The following is a 16864-nucleotide window of genomic DNA, read 5'->3' as shown; positions in this document are numbered from 1 at the left end:
GGCGGCGCGAGCCCCGCCAGCGCGCGCCCCGCCAGCGTCCCGCCGGGCAGCAGCTCCATGACGATGAGCGCCATGTCCGCGTCGCGCACGTAGTCGAAGACCCGGACGATGTGCGGATGGTCAAGGCTGGCGACGATCCGCGCCTCGGCGTCGACGCCGTCGGCGGCCAACTCCGGCGCGGGCGCGGGCACCGCCAGCACCTTGACCGCCACGTCCCGGTCGAGCCGACGATGCCGGGCGGCGAACACCCGGCCGAACCCGCCGCGGCCGAGCTCGGCCCCGATCTCGTAGTCCGGCAGCACCGCCTGGACGTGCCCCTGCACGATCACGCGCTACTCCGCGTCCGCCGCTTTCCCCCGCCGCCCCGGCCCGCCACCAGGCCGGGATCATCCGTGCGCCGACTATAACCGAGCACCTGCGACCGATCCGCCACCGAGCGGTCCGGGCCCCGAAGCACGGCCGAGGTGCCGGGGGACGGTCCGGGCGCCAGAGCGCGGCCGGGGTGCCGAGGCACGGTCAAGGCGCTTGACGGCACCGACCTGGTCGCCAGCGCAATCCATCGCCCACGGCCGGCCGGAGATTACCGCCGGCGGCCTATCCGCACCGTCCTCGACGCGGGCGGGTGGGTTTTTCGGCACGACCGCGTGTCGCGGGAAGCCTCCCTCGCCGTTGTTCCTCAGCAAACCCCCCGGGGCCCTCACACGGGATGTTGGCGGGTTTCCGGAAACACCGCATCGGTCGGATCACGGGAGAACGCGCCGCGAAAGCACGGCCCGCTCGACGTCCGGCCGAGGGTGGTTGGCTGCTGGCCGCAGACGGCACCGCGGGTACCGGAACCACCGGCCGGCACGGGCCTTGCGGTCCGGTGGCAGAATCGGCGCCGAGTCCGAAGCGGGGGTGAGGACGGCGTGTCGGCCATGGAGCGGTGGGACTTCTTCCTTTCGTATGCGGCCGAAGATCGTCAGTGGGCCGAGTGGCTCGCCTGGCAACTGGAGTCCGCGTATTACCGGGTACTCATCCGGGCCTGGGACTTCGTGCCCGGATCGAACTGGAGCCTGCATATCCAGCAGGGCGTCGTCGGCGCGGAACGCACCATCGTCGTGCTCTCCGCGTCGTATCTGCGCTCCCTGGACGACACTCCGGAATGGCAGGCGGCATTCGCTGCCGACCCGTCCGGAGCCGGTCGGCGGCTCCTGCCCGTCCGGGTCGAGGACTGCGAGCTGCCCGGGTTACTGAAGCAGCTCGCCCCCATCGACCTGTTCGGCCAGCCCGCCGATGCCACCCGCGCCACTTTGATCACCCTCGTCCGCCAGGCGATCGACGGACGCGCGAAACCCGCCGTCGAACCGGCCTTTCCCGCACAGGCGGGAACCCGCGAGGCCGAACCCGCCTTCCCCGCCGCCCCACCCACCGACCGAGCACCGGCACCGACATCGACATCGACGCCGACATCGACATCGACGCCGACCGGAGCGGCCGACCGACCGGACGCGGCGGCAACCGGCACAGTGGCAACCGGCACAGCGACGACCGCCTGCCGGCGGACCAGGACACGTCGGGTGGACAGCCCGCATCGCCCTGCGCCACCCTCGTCAGCCGGTGCGGCCGGAACGGCGCAACCGCGGCTCGCAATGATTTTGGCGGCCCGTCCCACTGCCGACGGTCACGAATCGCCGCCATCCATTCCGGGCCCGGTGCTGGCGGACCCATCCCATCACCGAGGCCCCCCGGCTCCGGTAATGCCGACCAAGCCGGTAGCGCTGACCAGGCCGGCGCCGAGCAGGCCGGATGGGCCGGCCGGATCCTGGGCGGCGCTGCCCACGGATCGGCTGATCCGGTTGGCGAGGACCGTCGAGCCGGCGGTGCGGGCCGCGCTCGACCCGCTGCCCGCCGAGGCGCCCGCCGTCATCGGCTACCGCCCGGCCGGGCGGCCCACGCTCGCCGCCTGCCAGCTCGCGCTGCTCACCGATCTGGAGGCGGTCGCGGCGGCTCTGTTCCCCGGCTGGCTGCCCGGCGCCGAGATGATCGAGTCGGCGGGTGGGGCCGGCGTGGCCGCGGTCCGGGCTCTCGCAGGCCGGGCTGCCGCGACGATCGAGGTCTTCGGACCGTACCTGGCGGACCTGGCCGAGCGGTCCCTGCGCGGGGCGCCGGCGGGCACGCGGTTCACCAGCGAGGTGCGCGCCGCGGGCGTCGCGAGGGCATCGCCGCCGGGTTCGGCCGCGACCGGCTGGCGCTGCTCGTCGGGCCGGCAGCGCCGGGCGGGCGTCCCCGCGACCAGCGGACCGCGCTCGACGCGCTCGCCTGGTTCGCCTACACGGCACGCGCCGGGGTGTGGTTGACCGGGCTCCGCGACGGCCCGGACGCCGACCGCATTCCGACCGTGCCCTGCCCCGCAAGCGGCCACCCGGATCCCGCCGAGCGGGCCTGCGCATCGGCGTCGGAGGCCCCGATCGCCACCCAGGTAGCGACGGCCCCGCCGACAGGTGGCGGCGACCGGCCGGACCGGGTGATGCTGCCCGGGGTCGTCGGCCGGCCGCATCCGGCGAGCCGGGCGGAGAAGCGACTCGAAGCCGCATTGCGCGCCCGGCACTGGGCGCACGGCCGGGCGTGGAACCAGCCCTACCGCTGCGGCCCGCTGACCGGGCTGCGCTACCTCGACCTCATGTGGACGGTCGAGCGGGTGGTCGTCGAGGTGGACGGCCCGGAACACCGCGGGGCGGCGCACTACGAAGCCGACCGCCGCCGCGACGCCGAACTCGTCCTCGACGGCTTTGCCGTCCTGCGGTTCACCAACGACCAGGTGCTCGACGACGTGGACGCCGTCGCGAGCCAGATCGAACGAGGCGTCGAGGCTCGACGCGAGATTTCGGAAGAGGAATAGGACATGACCCCCGACAGCAGCCCGGCCCTGACCGCCCGGGAGGCGGCGATCCTCCTCGCCCTGCTCGCCCAGGACCGGCCGATCTCCAACGAGGAGCTGCGCGAACGGTATCGGTTCACCCTGGTCGGCGCCGAGCGCCGCCGGCTCAACGAGCTCCGGCTCGTCGAGAGCGGAAAGGTTCCCGGCCACGGCAACTTCCTGTTCCATCAGGTGACCGATGCCGGCTGGGCACGGGGACGCCAGGAGCTGGCCCCGCGCCCGGTCGAGACCGGCACGCTGCCCGCCGGTGTCTTCTTCGCCGTTGCCGAGGGCCTGCACCGGTTCCTCGAGCGGGAGCGGATTGCCATCGGGGAACTGTTTCGCGCCGACCCGACCGGTCCGGCCGATTCCCCGCCGGACGGTTCCGCGGAACCGACGCGGCCAGCTCCGACCGCGGATCCGGCGAACGGCAACGTCGGCACGAACGTCCGCGGCAACGTCGGCGAGAACGTCGGCGGCAACGTCGGCGAGAACGTCGAGGCGGCGATCCGGGCGGCGTACGCCAGTCTCGCCGCCGGGCCGTACGACTGGGTGCGGCTGGCGAAGGTCCGACCGCTTCTCGGCGGCACGGCCAGGACGCAGGTCGACCAGGCGTTGCGGCGGATGGCACGCGAGCCGGACGTGCGGGTCGTGCCGGACGAGGACCAGAAGTCGCTGAACGCCGCGGATCGCGCGGCGGCGGTACGCATCGGCGACCACGACAACCACCTGCTGCTGATCGGACCGGCGTGATCACCGAGCTGGACGCCCTGGCCGCCATCAGGCTGGACTGGGTGCACTCGCTGGAAGACGTCTGGCGCAGCTCCTCGGTCCACGTCGATGGCCTGCACACGGAGCCGCGGCGACGCATCCTCGCCGCGCTGACGGAGGCCGACACGCGCAAGCCGCTCGGCGTCGTCGTGCAGGGCCAGGCCGGCGCGGGCAAAACGCACCTGCTCGGCTGGGTCCGCCAGCAGGTCCAGGAACTCGGCGGGTACTTCTTCCTCGTCGGGCACGCGAGCAGCGAGGCGTTCCACGCCAGCGTCGTCGGGTCGATGCTGTCCGACCTGTTCCGGCCCGTCGACGGGGAGACCCAGCTTCGGCGGTTCCTACGGTCGCTGTGCGAACTGCTGCGGGTGCCCGCGGAGCTGACCGCCTCCGTCGTGGGCGAGACGGCGTTGGCGCCGGGGCACCTGAAGGACCTCATCGTCGCGCTGGGCGACCACGACCGGGCGCTGGCCCGGGAATGCCAGCACACCCTGCGGGCCCTGGCGCTGTACAACTCGGACGACTACGACGAGCAGACCATCGGCGAGACCTACCTGCGTTCGATGGACGAGCAGGAGCCCGGCGAGCGGGCCCGGCGCGGCATCCGGCCCGCCACCCGCCGCCCGGCCGACATCGTCCACGAGCTGTCCCGGCTGCTGGCCCTGACCGGGCCGAGCGTGATCGCGGTGGACCAGGTCGACACGGTGGTGGCCGAGGCGGCGGTCCGGGACGACGACCCGGATGGGCGGCGCGGCGGGTCGGTCGCGTTCAACGTGCTCGCCGACGGGCTGCTCATGCTGCACGAGCGGACCGAGCGGACGCTGTGCCTGCTGGCCTGCCTGCCGACGAGCTGGATCCTGTTCCGGGAGAACGCGGTGACCTCCGTCCGCGACCGGTTTCACGAGATCATGCCGCTGAACCGGCTGGAGGATCCCGCGATCACCGTCCGGATCATCGAGCGGCGGTTCCGGGAGGACTTCGACCGGATCGGCTTCACCCCGCCGTACCCGACCTGGCCGGTGAAGCCCGCGGCGCTCGACCGCGCCCCCCATTTCACCCCGCGCGAGCTGCTCCAACGCATCGACCGGCATCTGGAGACCTGCCTGTCCACCGGCGTCGTCCGCGAGCTGGACGACTTCGCCGCGCAACCCGACGCGCACGCTGCCGCCCGGTCCGCCGAACCGGTCGGGCCCGGCGCGTCCGCAACGGCGGCCGGGGCCGTCGGGGCCGGATCCGCCGGGGCCGGGGCCGTCGGGGCCGGTATCGCCGGGAGCGCGGGGGAAGTACCCGGCCAGGCCGAAGCCCGGCCGGCGGCCGCAGCCCAGGCAGGTGAGAGGCGGGTGGGTTCGACACCCGCGGCAGATGACGACCCGACCGGCCCGGCCTCGACCCCGGGGACGCCGACGCACACAGCCGAACCGTTCCTGGCGGCGCTGGACGCGGTATTCGCCGAGCTGGTCGCGACCGTGCCGAGCGTGACGCCGGCCAACGAGGACATCGTGATGCCGGAGTTGCTGACCGCAGGACTCACCGCCTGGATCACCGAGAACGGCGGGACGCGCCGTGGCTTCGGCCTCGAACCGAGCCCGAGCACCCGCCCGCCGCTGCACGCCCGGCTGTCCCACACTCTGAACACCGAGACCGGCGAGCAGGCCCAGTGGTCGTTCCGGGCGATCACTTCCGGCCACGGCCGGGCGATCCTGCCCCGCATCACCAGCGCCTGCGTCATGTCCGGGATCGCCGCCGGCAACCCGCGCCGACGGCTGTTCCTGCTGCGCAACGCCGACTGGGGCCACGGCACGAAGACGCACGAGGCACTCGCCGCCTTCATCGAGGCGGGCGGCGTCGTGCACCGCCTGGACCGCGACGACCTGGCCACCTTCGCGGCGCTGCGGACCCTGTTCGACCGCCAGCACCCGCACCTGCGTGAATGGCTGACCGCGCGCCGCCCCGCCAGCGGAACGTCCCTGCTGCGCACGGCCCTCGGTGCCGCCGCCGTCGAACCCCCCGGCGGCGGCGCCGCGGAACCGGAAGTCGGCGCTGCGCGTACGACGGACGGTTCCCCCGACCAGATCGCCGACATCCCCACTCCGGCCGAAGATCAGTCGGTGGCCAGGCGGGCGGACAGGCCGGACACGCCGGACACGCCGGGCACGCCGGGCACGCCGTCCGCCTTCGTCCTCGGCACCTCGTTGGTCTCGGCGGAGCCGGCCCGGCTCGACCTCGCCGTCCTGCGCCGGCACGTGGCGATCTTCGCCGGGTCCGGGTCGGGTAAGACCGTGCTGATCCGGCGGCTGGTCGAGGAGGCGGCGCTGCGGGGCGTCTCGTCGATCGTGCTGGACCCGAACAACGACCTGGCCCGGCTGGGCGAGGCGTGGCCGAGCCCGCCGGCCGGCTGGAAGGACGAGGACAAGAGGCTCGCCGACGAGTACCTCGCCGACACCGACGTGGTGATCTGGACGCCGCGGCGCGACGGCGGCCGGCCGGTGAGCTTCCAGCCGCTGCCCGACTTCGCCGGGCTGCGCGACGACCCGGACGAGTTCGCCGCGGCGGTCGACGCAGCCGTGGCCACACTGGCGGCGCGCGCGGGCGTGACCGGCGCAACGCCCCGGGCGAGCATCGGCCGGGCAATCCTCACCGCCGCGCTGCGCCGTTTCGCCCGCGGGAACCGGTCCGGTCTGACCGCGTTCGTCGAGCTGCTCGCGGATCTGCCCGACGGAGTGACCGACCTCGACCCGGCCGACAAGCTCGCGAAGGGCCTGGCCCAGACGCTGCGCGCCGCGATGGTGAACGACCCGCTGTTCGGCGGCCAGGGCGCGCCGGTCGATCCGGGGGAGCTGCTACGCCCGGCGCCGGGACGCCGCGCCCGCGTCTCCGTGATCAGCCTGATCGGGCTGCCGCAGGACGAGCAGCGGCAGAGCTTCGTCAATCAGCTCCAGCTTGCCCTGTTCGCCTGGGTGAAGCGCAACCCCGCGGGGGCGCGTCCCCTCGGTGGCCTGTTCGTCATGGACGAGGCGCAGACGTTCGCCCCGTCCGGGCCGACCACCGCCTGCACCGCCAGCACGCTGGCACTCGCCGCCCAGGCCCGTAAGTACGGCCTCGGCCTGGTGTTCGCGACCCAGGCGCCGAAGAACCTGCACAACGGCATCCCCGGGAACGCCACCACCCAGTTGTTCGGCCGGCTCAACAGCCCGACCCAGATCGACGCGGCCCGGCTGATGGCACGCGCCAGCGGCGGCGACGCGGCGGACATCGGCCGCCTCGGCGTCGGCGAGTTCTACGCCACCAGCGAGGCGCTGACCTTCGAGAAGATCCGCACCCCCCTGTGCCTGACCCACCACCCCGCCTCCCCCCTGACCGACGAGGAGGTCATTGACCGTGCCAAGGGCGACTGACGGAGCAGGATGACCGGACGACGATCGCAAGTAGTTCGCCTGCGGCAAGCGGAAGATTCCGCTCGGCGACAACACGAGAATGTAGCCGTTGGGGAGGCAGCCTCATGCGGACAACCGGAGAGTAACGATGCGTGATGAACATCGGACATCCCGGCCAGGTAGTCGACGCACGCGGCGACGGACCGATCATCGCGGGATGACCTACACGAGTCCCGTGGACGTGCTTCTGCTCCTGGTCCGCGACGATCAGGTGCTGCTTGCCCTGCGCGCGGGAACCGGGTTCGCCGACGGCTGGTGGAATCTGCCCAGCGGGAAGCTCGAACAGAACGAGGACGCCGCCGGCGCGCTCGTACGTGAGGCCCGCGAGGAGACCGGCCTCGTCCTCGACCGGTCGGGGCTCTCCCTCACCGCCACGATCCATTCCCGCAATGACCGCGGCAGCGCGCGCCTCGGTCTGGTCTTCCGGCCCGCGAGCTGGACGGGCGAGCCGGTCAACGCCGAGCCGGAGAAGTGCGCCGGAATCGCCTGGTTCCCCCTCGGCGCGATCCCCGCGCGAACCTACGGAACGTCCCGCACCGGCATCGAGCTGTTCCGCCGCGGCGAGAACTTCGCCACCGAAGGTTGGTGAGGCACCCGCCGACCTGACCGAGGTTACGGCGCAGACAAGCCATCTGATCACGGCCACACCCGCGACCTCTCGTTCGGGCGCCGTTCACCTCACCGGCCTTCCGCCGGTCACCGCCGCCCGGCGAGAGTGACAGAGTGACAACGATCCGTCGCACCGTTCTGGCAACCGCCGCGGCAACGGTACTCGCGTGTTCCGCCGCCACGACCGCAACCGCATCGACAACGACAGGCACGTCGGCGGCGACAGGCACGTCGGCGGCGACGACAGGCGCCTCGACGGCCCCCGGGGAACGTGCCGCCGGCGGTGCCTCGCCGGCGCCGGGCGGGCTGCGGGAGCGGGCCTGCCCGCCGACCGCGGTGGCGGTCGGGTTCAGCGACGCGTTGGACAAGGCGTCGGTCGACGGCGTGACGGTCGGGGGGCTGTCGGGGCTCGCCGCGGACTGGCGCAGCGGCGGGTACGTGGCGGTCCAGGACCACAGCGGGACGGAGCCGGCGCGGCTGTTCTTCTTCCGCGACCCGCGCCATCCCAGGCTGACGGGCACGCTGACCCTGCGCCGTCCGGACGGCACCCCGTACGACGCGGCGAGCTTCGACGGGGAGGGCGTCGCCGTCCTGCCGGACGGCCGGTTCCTGGTCAGCTCGGAGACGGAGCCGTCGGTGCGGGTGTTCGGGCGGGATGGCCGCCAGGTCGGGGAGCTCGCCGTGCCGGCGCGGTTCGCGGTCGCACCCGCCGGCGAGGCGACGGCGAACGCCACCCTGGAGGGCCTGTCGGTCTCGCCGTCGGGGCGGTTCGTCTACGCCGCAATGGAGGGCACGCTCGCCGGCGACGCCCAGACCGGAGACGACCAGGCGAGGGACGGACAGACCGGCGGCGGACAGACCTCGTTCCGCCGGATCCTCGTCTACGCCGCCGACTCCGGTGCGCCCGGCGGGTACCGGCTGACCCGCCAGCTCGGCTACCGGGTCGACCCGGGCAACCGGATCGCCGAGGCGACGGCCTACGGCGACGGGCGGCTGGTCGTGCTGGAGGCGGCGTTCACGCCGAACGTCGGCAACACGGCGACCCTCTACGCCGTCACCGGCGCCGACCGGGCCCCGGACGTCGGCGGCATCGCCGACCTCGCCACCGCGCCGACCGTCGACATCGTGGCCAAGCGGCCGGTCGCGGACCTCGTCCGCTGCCCGACCCTCGGCGCGCCCAGCCGGGAACCGCAGCTCAACCCGCTGCTCGACAACTACGAGGGCCTCGCCGTCGCCGCGCCGCCGGCCGGCCACGGCCCGGCGACGCTCACCCTGATCAGCGACGACAACCTCGCCGCCACCCAGATCACCCGGCTGCTCACCCTCGCCGCGCCGCTGCCCTGACGATCGCCCGCCGCCCCCGCAGGTGCAGGCATGCCTGACGCCGGAGCGACCCACCAGCCCAACGAGGATCAGGGTTCACCGAGCCCGGCCCGACGAGCTCGGAGGATCGCGGCGGCGCGGTCGGGGGCGTTCAGCTTCGCGAGAATGTTGGAGACGTGGTTGGCGACGGTCTTGGGGGTGAGTCCAAGGCTGCGGCCGATACGGCTGTTGGGCCAGCCGTTGGCGACGAGACCCAGCACCTCCCGTTCTCGGTCGGTGAGTTCGGGGAACGGGGCGGCGGTCGGTGCCGGGTCGGAGAATGCGCGCAGGATGCGTTCGGCGATGTCAGCTCCGAACACGGCGTCGCCGTGGGCGACGGCGCCGATGGTGCGGATCACGTCGTCCTGCTGGGCGCCTTTGAGCAGGTAGCCGCGAGCGCCGGCGCGCAGGGCGGCGAACACGTGTTCGTCCTCGCCGTACATCGTCAGCATGAGGATCGCGACGCCGGGATGCGCGGCGCGGATCCGGCGGGTGGCTTCGACGCCGCCGATGCCGGGCATGTCGACGTCCATCAGGACGACGTCCGGGCGGGCCGGGCCGGCGAGCGCGACGGCCTGCTCGCCGGAGGTGGCTTCACCGACGACCTCAATGCCGTCCACCGAGTCGAGCAGGGCGGCCAGGCCTTCGAGCACGATGCGATGGTCGTCGACGATCAGGACCCGCACGGGGCCGGTGTCGTTCATCCGGCGGTGCCGACGAGGGTGGTGGCCGCGGCGATCCGGGCGGGGAGAGGGGGTTGCTCGGGCACGGCGCTGCCAGCGAGGGAAAGCGGGAGTTCGACGCGCACGTGGCCGCCGTCGGGGGTGGGCCCGGCGGTCCAGTTGCCGCCCAGTGCGGTGACCCGTTCGCGCATGGACGTCAGGCCGACGCCGGCCGCCCACGCGGTCCGGGCCGTGCCGTCGTCGCGGATTTCCACCGTCAGGCGTTCCCCCCATTCGATCGACACGACGCAGTGCGACGCGTGGGCATGCCGGGTGACGTTGGTGACGGCTTCGGTGATGATCCGGTATCCGGCGATCTCCACCGCGGCCGGCAGCTCGGGCATCGTGTCGGGCGCCGAGAGCGTCACCGGGACGCCGGAGTGCCGCAGCTGCTCGCGCAACGCGCCCAGCAGCCCGAGTTCGTCGAGGGCGGGGGGGCGCAGCGCGTAGACGAGGCGGCGCAGGTCGTCGAGCGCGGTGGTCAGGTCCCGCCGGACCCCGCCGAGAAGGTCGTCGGCTCGCGGGAGGTCGCGGCCGGCGAGATTGCGGGCGGCGTCGACCTTGGTCGCGGCCGCGGTGAGCACGGGACCGAGACCGTCGTGGAGGTCGCGGCGCAGCCGGCGGCGTTCCTCCTCGGTCGCGCTGACAACCCGTTCCCGCGAGAGGATCAGGTCCTCGGTGAGGATGACGTTGCTCGCGGCAGCCGCGAGTTGGCCCGCGATGTGCTCCATGAGCCGGGACTCCCGGGAGTCCAGGTCGGCTTCCCCCACTCGCCGCGCGACCACGAGCGATCCGATGTCGCGACCCTGGTGGACCAGCGGGAACCGGATCGTGTGCGCCCGCCCGGTGTCGTCGCCATGCGTAATACGGCGGGTGGCTCCGCCATCCCCCCGCATCTCGACGGCCGCCCACGGCAGTCGCAGCGCCCCGACGACGGCCTCGAGCAGGCCCGGCAGCAGTTGCTCGATGTTGCCGGCGGCCTCGAGGCGGGACGCCACCTGGCTGACCACCGTGTACGGCTCGTCGCGATGGCCGTAGAGGAAACGGTTGATCGCCCGCTGGATCCGGGACCGGGCCGGGGCAAGGCTGAAGGCGGCGCCCAGCGAGGCCACCACCGTCCACGGCCCGCCCGCACGGACTCCGAGCAGCGTGAGCAGCCCCACCCCGGCCGCGTAGACCACGGCCACGAACGCGGCGAGCAGGGTGTAGACGAGGGCGCGGTTGAGGACGACGTCGACCCCGTAGACCTGGTTCGCCAGCACGACCGCGACGACGACGATCAGAAGCAGCATCGTCCCGATCGAGGCGAGCACCTCGCCGGCCGGCAGCGCGACGATGACCGGGGTGAGCACGATTCCGCCGATGTTGACCACGCCGAGCCAGCGCAGCACCTGACGCTCTCGTCCCCGCGCACGCCGCCAGCGCAGGACCATCACGATCGAGCCCAGCAGCAGTCCCGCCGGAAACAGCGCCGCTGCGACCCAGTCGGGGTACGCGTCGATCCCCAGCGGGTTGCGCAGTCCGGCGAACTCGGGCGTCGGATGGGGGATCGTGTGCCGCCCGAGCGGCCCGGTCGTCCAACCGGCGGCGCACAGGGCCACGCTGACGACGGCCGCCCGACCGATCCGACCCGGCGGGAAACGTCCGGTCGGAAACGCCGCCCACGTCGTCGCCATCACCACCGGTTCCACCGGTTCCCCGACACCCGCGGCGAACAGCGCCAACCCCGCCCCGGGCAGGTGCCGCCCATCATGCGAGAACAGTGCCCATTCGATGCCGGCGGCCGCGAACCCGTGGCCAAGACCGGCGGCGAGCGCCAGCCAGCCGAAAACGACCTCCGGACGTCGGGTGGCCAGCAACCAGCCGGCGATGATGAAGCCGACGGCCGGAACGATCTGGGTCCACGGACTGTCCGGCCGCTGTCCGGTGGTCGTGACGGCCGCGTGCCGGTTGGCGATGGTCAGTGCCACCCCGGCCACCGTGAGCATGACAGCGGCCAGCGCCAGAACGTGAGCGAGGAGTCGGCGGGCGGTTCGGCCGGATAGCCGGACACAGCCGCGGCGGGGAAACACCCGCCCAGTGTGCGCGTCAGAGTGTCCCGCCGACCCGGGAAATTCTCCCGATCGACCCGGGAATCCGCGCCCGTGTGGGCGGGACACGCCCAACTCCACGATGTGCCGACAGGCCGGCGGGTGCCGGAGATCGACACAACGAGGAGGTTCCCCATGCGGGAACGTGCGTACCCCAGCCCGGCGCCGCGCTGGCGAGCAGCGGTGGCGACGGTGACGGCGGCCGGGGCGATGGCCCTGTTCGCCGCCTGCTCAGGCTCCACCGACACACCGGCGGCGGCGACCCCGGCGGCGATCCCGGCGAGGACCCCGGCGGCGTCCGCGGTGACAGCCGCCGCGGCGACCGCGCCCTTCCCGAGCCGCTACTTCGACGACCAGGTCGACCTCATCTACACGCCGCCGGGTGGATCGCCCACCCACGCCATGACCGGGCCGCCGGCACCCGGGGGCCGCATGGAACTCGTCGAGAACCTCTACCCCGGCGACCACGCCACCCACTCCGGGCAGCTCGCCGGCACCAACCACACCACCTGCGAGTTCGGAGCCGACCTGAACACGCATTGCACCTCGAAGGCGATCTTCGGTGACTCGACGCTCACATCGTCGAGCACGGGCAGCGAAAGCGACTTCGACTCGGCGATCACCGGGGGCACCGGCCGATTCGCGGGCGCGACCGGCAGCATCCACGTCCACACCCTCGGCGACACCAACGACGCCGACATCACCATCAACCTCGGGTAGTCGACGGACAGCCGGGTCACCCCACGCCCACGCCACGCCCACGCCGACGCCGACGCCGTTGCCGCACCGGTCCCCCGCCGGACATCCGTCGAGGGCCGAGCGACTGACCCGTTCGGGGGCCCCGGGAAGGGATGGTCTCCCCCGGATGGGCGTGGCGGGGTCCACGATGTGGGCGCCCGAAGGAGCGTCACCGGGCCGGCCGTCGAAGGTGCCTGGCGAGCAGCGTCACCACCGCCGCGGGCCGTGCGCCCACCAGCGTTCCCGCGGCCGGCCGGGCGGCGTCGCGCGCCGCCGGGCGACGACACGGCGACCCCGCCCGGGGGAGCGCTCCCGGGCACACAGACGGCCTTCGTCAACCGGTGCCGGTCCCAAAGTCCCCCCACAAAGCTCCAACAGTCCTCACGGGTTCGCCGCGACCATCCAGGCAGAGTCGTCTCGACGATCCGTCGGTGACCGACCTGAAGGAGCCAGCGTGCCCATCTGGCACATCCGTCCCTACGAGACCGTCGACTACGCGGCCACCGTGCGGCTGCTCGAGGAGGTGCGCAGCACCCCGGGCGGACCGCCGATCAACCTGACCGAAACCGTGCTGGCGCTGCGGCACGAGCCGCCCGACACCGAGTCCCCGGTGGTGGTCGCCGTTGCGGGCGAGCACATCGTGGGGGCCGCGGTCGGGCGCAAGGAGGGCGCCGCGGGCCGGGTCCTCACGGTCGCGCTGGCGCCGGCCTGGCGTCACCACGGCATCGGCTCCGGCCTGCTGCAGAGCGTGGAGAACCTGCTCCTGCACACCGGCTGCCGGCGGATCACCACGCTGATCACCCCCGGCCAGTCCGGGGAGGAGGCGTTCCTCAACCGCGGCTTCACCGCCACCGGGCAGGTGCTCTACGACAAGCAGATCCCGCTGCGCCCGGCGGACGTGTCGACCGTCGAGCGCTGGGGTGGGGCGCTGCTGAGCACGTCCGAGTGGTCGAACCTCGCGGGCATGGAGGACGAGCGCAAGCTCATCGAGCAGCGGCTGCTGCTGCCGGTGCGGGAGCGGGAGCTGGCCGAGGCCTACGGCGTCGTCATCCCCACGGCGATGCTGCTGTTCGGGCCGCCGGGAACCGGCAAGACGTCGTTCGCCCGGGCGATCGCCGCCCGGCTGGAGTGGCCGTTCGTGGAGCTGCTGCCGTCGCGGCTGGCCTCGGGGGCGGCCGGGCTCGCCGCCGAGCTGCGGTCGGCGATCGACGACCTGATGGGCGTCGAGCGCGTCGTCGTGTTCATTGACGAGGTCGACGAGATCGCCCAGTCCCGCGAGACCCGGCCGGAGAACCAGTCCGTCGTCAACGAGCTGCTCAAGGCGATCCCGCTGTTCCGCGGGGTGCAGGGCCGGCTGCTGATCTGCGCGACGAACGCGGTGTCGGCGCTGGACCCGGCGTTCATCCGGCCCGGCCGGTTCGACCTGGTGCTCCCGGTCGGACCGCCGGACGCCGGCGGACGCCGCGTGCTGCTGGCGGGCCTGCTGGAGCGGGTCGCCAACAAGGCCGAGATCGACCTGGACGCGGTGGTGGCCGCGACCGACCTGTTCACCCCGGCGGACCTCTCCGCGGTCGTGCAGCGCTCGGCCGCGGCGGCCTTCCACCGGGCCGCCGACGACACCTGGCTGCACGGCAAGCCCGGCTCGGACGCGGCCGGCCCCGACGGCGGCGAGAACCCCGCCACCACGCCGCTGGGCACCGCCGACCTGCTCGACGCCGCGCGGCAGGCCCGTCCGACGATCAGCCTGACCGAGCTCGACCGCTTCCGCCGGGACGCGGAGGCCTTCACCCGTATCTGACCCTCGCCCACGCCTGGCCCTCGCCCGCATCCGACCCTCGACCACATCCGACCCTCGCCGCAGCCGGCCGTCGCCCGCATCCGACCCTGTCCCCTGCCGGTGGCCGTGCCGGCGCGGCGGGACCTTCGGACCGTCCGCACCCGACGTTCGGCGGCTCCGCCCGGAAAGCGGTCGAACGGGCGGAGAATGGCTACTGGAACGAATGGTTCCGTTTCTCCGCGGCCTCGAGATGGGTTTCTTCGCCATGACTGTCGGAAATCGCGCGCTCTACATCGTCGTCTGCGGCGGCGGGTACCCCGCCGACGACCTCCCCGTCTTCGTCAAGCAGGCGCAGTCCACCGGATGGGACATCCGGGTCGTCGCCACCCCGTCGTCGCTGAAGTTCATCGACACCGGGCTGCTCGCCAGCCTCACCGGACACGGGGTGCGCAGCGAGTACGCGCTGGTCGAGGACGACAACGAGGAGCGCCCGGTACCCGACGCCATCGTGGTGGCCCCGGCCACCTTCAACACGGTGAACAAGTTCGCCGGCGGCATCTCGGACACCCTCGCGCTGAGCCTGCTCAACGAGACCATCTGCTCGGGGATCCCCATCATCATCGGGCTGCCGCCGAACCCGACCCACGCGAAGCATCCCGCGTTCCTCGCGAACATCGCGACCCTGCGCTCCTGGGGCGTGCAGGTGATCTTCGAGTACGAGGACGTCGTGCTGGAGAACATCCCGGACATCGAGGCGTGGAAGGCGCTGTTCCCCTGGCAGAAGCTCCTCGATGCCCTCGAGGCCGCGAAGAGCGCCTGACGGACGCCCGCCCGGCCGCGCGCCGACGCCGGGGACGAGCCCGTCAGGCGTGCAGCGGCAGATCCACGGTCACGGCGGTCGGGCCGCCGGGCGGGCTGCTGACCGCAAGCCAGCCGTCCACGGTACGGACCCGCTCCACCAGGCCGGCGAGCCCCCCGCCGCCCCCGGGGTCGATGCGCGCCCCGCCGGCACCGTCGTCACCGACGACGAGGCGCACCCGCCTGGCCCGCCCGATGATGCTGATGTGCACCTCGTCGGCGTGGCTGTGCCTGGCGGCATTGACCAGCAGCTCGGCGACGCAGAAGTAGGCGATCGTCTCGATCGCCGCCGACGGGCGGTCCGGCAGGTCGACGCTCACCCGCACCGGCAGTGCGCTGCTCGCGACGAGGCTCGCGAGCGCGGCGTCGAGGCCCCGGTCGAGAATCGGCGGATGGATCCCGCGGGCGATGTTCCGCAGTTCGACGAGGGCCTCCTTGACCTCTCGGTGAGCCGCGTCGACGAGCGTGCGGGTGGCGTCCAGATCGACGGCGTCCCCGTCCGCGGCGAGGTGCTCGCGGGCGATGCCGAGATTCATCGCCATCGCCACCAGCCGGACCTGTGCCCCGTCGTGCAGGTCGCGTTCGATGCGACGCAGCGCCGCGGCCGAGTCGTCCACGGCGGCGGCGCGGGTGCGTTCCAGGTCGCGCACCCGCTGCGCGGTGAGGGATCGCCGGGTGGGGCCGAGCAGGCCGCGGATCAGCAGCACGTCCAGGTGCACCAGCCCGTGCACCGTCCAGCGGGCGACGAGCAGCAGGAGCAGCCCCGTCACGGTCACCGCGGCGACGAGGGGGGCGGTGTCGAAGAAGTAGTCGGCGCCGATCGAGGCACCGCGGTGGCCCTGCCCGTCGCTGTCGTGCTGCAACGGCAGGAACGGCCGCCAGACCGGGTAGGTGACCGCGCCCAGCGCGTAGCTCCACAGCGTGATCGAGACGACCCCGCTGGCCACCGCGAGCGGATACTTCAGCAGCAGGTAGGCGAGGGCCCGCCAGCCGACCGTGTCGCCCAGCCCCGCTCGGATCCACCCGGACGCGCCGGGACGACGCGGGCGGAACGGGCGGGGCGCGGGAACGCCCGCGTGGAGCAACCTGCCGGCCAGCCGCCGGTTCGCCTCGCCGAACCGGCGGGCGCCGACGACCATGGCCGCCAGCAGCGGCAGGCCGAGGACGGTGGCGGCGAGGCCGGCGCCGACGGAGATCGCGACGACCGCGTAGACGAAACCGACGATGCCCACCGGCAGGCCGACCAGGGTGTAGGCGAACTCCCGGTGCACCCGCCAGCGCCGCGGACCCGCGCCGGGTGGGAGATCGTCCCGTTGCTCACCGTCCCGCGGGCCGTCCGCCGGCTGGCGCGGCAGTCCGGGCTCCCGCGAGGGGTCGGGGGATGGCGGGGTCGTCATGGTCATCGGCGCCTTCGGGACAATGTGTCACGGCCCGGTCGCCCACGAACACGATCTGCGCGGGACGCCCGGTCCCCGTGGGGACGCCTCTCAGCCTGCCGCCGCGCCCTCGACGCTCCCAGCCGGTACGCCCACCACTCGCCTTCGGGTTATCCCGACCCACATCCCGCCCCGATCAGACCGGCGAGGCCGGCTTCGGGGCACGAAACT

The 16864-nt window shown here is 73.3% G+C and carries 13 protein-coding genes; 9 read left to right on the top strand and 4 right to left on the bottom strand.

What is annotated here, in order from left to right; genetic code table 11:
* Window positions 1-329 (bottom strand): protein kinase (locus ND748_RS05720; protein WP_251744612.1); only part of this gene is annotated, 329 nt, incomplete at its 3' end.
* A 588-nt stretch (window positions 330-917) separates the two neighbouring features.
* Between ND748_RS05720 and ND748_RS05715 the strand changes: the two genes are divergently transcribed.
* From ND748_RS05715 to ND748_RS05690, 6 genes are all read left to right on the top strand, one after another.
* The gene (locus ND748_RS05715) at window positions 918-2339 is read left to right on the top strand and encodes a TIR domain-containing protein (RefSeq protein ID WP_251744614.1); all 1422 of its coding nucleotides are present in this window, start codon (window positions 918-920) and stop codon (window positions 2337-2339) included.
* Window positions 2336-2881, top strand: coding sequence for an endonuclease domain-containing protein (locus ND748_RS05710; protein ID WP_251744611.1), 546 nt, complete (start codon window positions 2336-2338; stop codon window positions 2879-2881). The genes ND748_RS05715 and ND748_RS05710 overlap by 4 nt, the downstream gene beginning before the upstream one ends.
* Window positions 2882-2884: 3 nt before the next feature.
* Window positions 2885-3652: a hypothetical protein gene (locus ND748_RS05705; protein WP_251744610.1), complete on the top strand. Its 768-nt coding sequence runs from the start codon at window positions 2885-2887 to the stop codon at window positions 3650-3652.
* Entirely contained in the window at window positions 3649-7062 is a 3414-nt protein-coding gene (locus ND748_RS05700; RefSeq protein ID WP_251744609.1) for a helicase HerA domain-containing protein, read from the top strand. Before ND748_RS05705 ends, ND748_RS05700 begins: the two co-directional genes overlap by 4 nt.
* Window positions 7063-7258: 196 nt before the next feature.
* A complete protein-coding gene (locus ND748_RS05695; protein WP_251744608.1) occupies window positions 7259-7690 on the top strand; it encodes an NUDIX domain-containing protein in 432 nt (143 codons plus the stop codon).
* Between the two features lie 356 nt (window positions 7691-8046).
* The gene (locus ND748_RS05690; RefSeq protein WP_251744607.1) at window positions 8047-9054 is read left to right on the top strand and encodes an esterase-like activity of phytase family protein; all 1008 of its coding nucleotides are present in this window, start codon (window positions 8047-8049) and stop codon (window positions 9052-9054) included.
* Window positions 9055-9122: 68 nt separating this feature from the next.
* On the opposite strand, the gene ND748_RS05685 is transcribed toward ND748_RS05690, so the two are convergent.
* Window positions 9123-9776: a response regulator transcription factor gene (locus tag ND748_RS05685; RefSeq protein ID WP_251744606.1), complete on the bottom strand. Its 654-nt coding sequence runs from the start codon at window positions 9774-9776 to the stop codon at window positions 9123-9125.
* Window positions 9773-11764 carry a GAF domain-containing sensor histidine kinase gene (locus ND748_RS05680; protein ID WP_251744605.1) on the bottom strand — a complete coding sequence of 664 codons (1992 nt, stop codon included), beginning with the start codon at window positions 11762-11764 and terminating at the stop codon, window positions 9773-9775. The genes ND748_RS05685 and ND748_RS05680 overlap by 4 nt, the downstream gene beginning before the upstream one ends.
* Window positions 11765-12019: 255 nt before the next feature.
* Here ND748_RS05680 and ND748_RS05675 point away from each other — a divergent pair, with 255 nt between their 5' ends.
* From ND748_RS05675 to ND748_RS05665, 3 genes are all read left to right on the top strand, one after another.
* The gene (locus ND748_RS05675) at window positions 12020-12604 is read left to right on the top strand and encodes a hypothetical protein (RefSeq protein WP_251744604.1); all 585 of its coding nucleotides are present in this window, start codon (window positions 12020-12022) and stop codon (window positions 12602-12604) included.
* A 472-nt stretch (window positions 12605-13076) separates the two neighbouring features.
* Complete coding sequence (locus tag ND748_RS05670; RefSeq protein WP_251744603.1) at window positions 13077-14420, top strand: bifunctional GNAT family N-acetyltransferase/ATP-binding protein; 1344 nt, start codon at window positions 13077-13079, stop codon at window positions 14418-14420.
* A gap of 244 nt (window positions 14421-14664) precedes the next feature.
* Window positions 14665-15219, top strand: a complete 555-nt coding sequence (locus ND748_RS05665; RefSeq protein WP_251744602.1) for a flavoprotein — start codon at window positions 14665-14667, stop codon at window positions 15217-15219.
* Between the two features lie 43 nt (window positions 15220-15262).
* On the opposite strand, the gene ND748_RS05660 is transcribed toward ND748_RS05665, so the two are convergent.
* A complete protein-coding gene (locus tag ND748_RS05660; protein WP_251744601.1) occupies window positions 15263-16660 on the bottom strand; it encodes a sensor histidine kinase in 1398 nt (465 codons plus the stop codon).
* Window positions 16661-16864 lie beyond the last annotated feature (204 nt).

Source organism: Frankia sp. AiPs1 (assembly GCF_023716945.1).
Taxonomy (GTDB): domain Bacteria; phylum Actinomycetota; class Actinomycetes; order Frankiales; family Frankiaceae; genus Frankia.
Note: the sequence above shows the minus strand (reverse complement) of the source record. Positions and strands in the feature narration are given on the sequence as shown.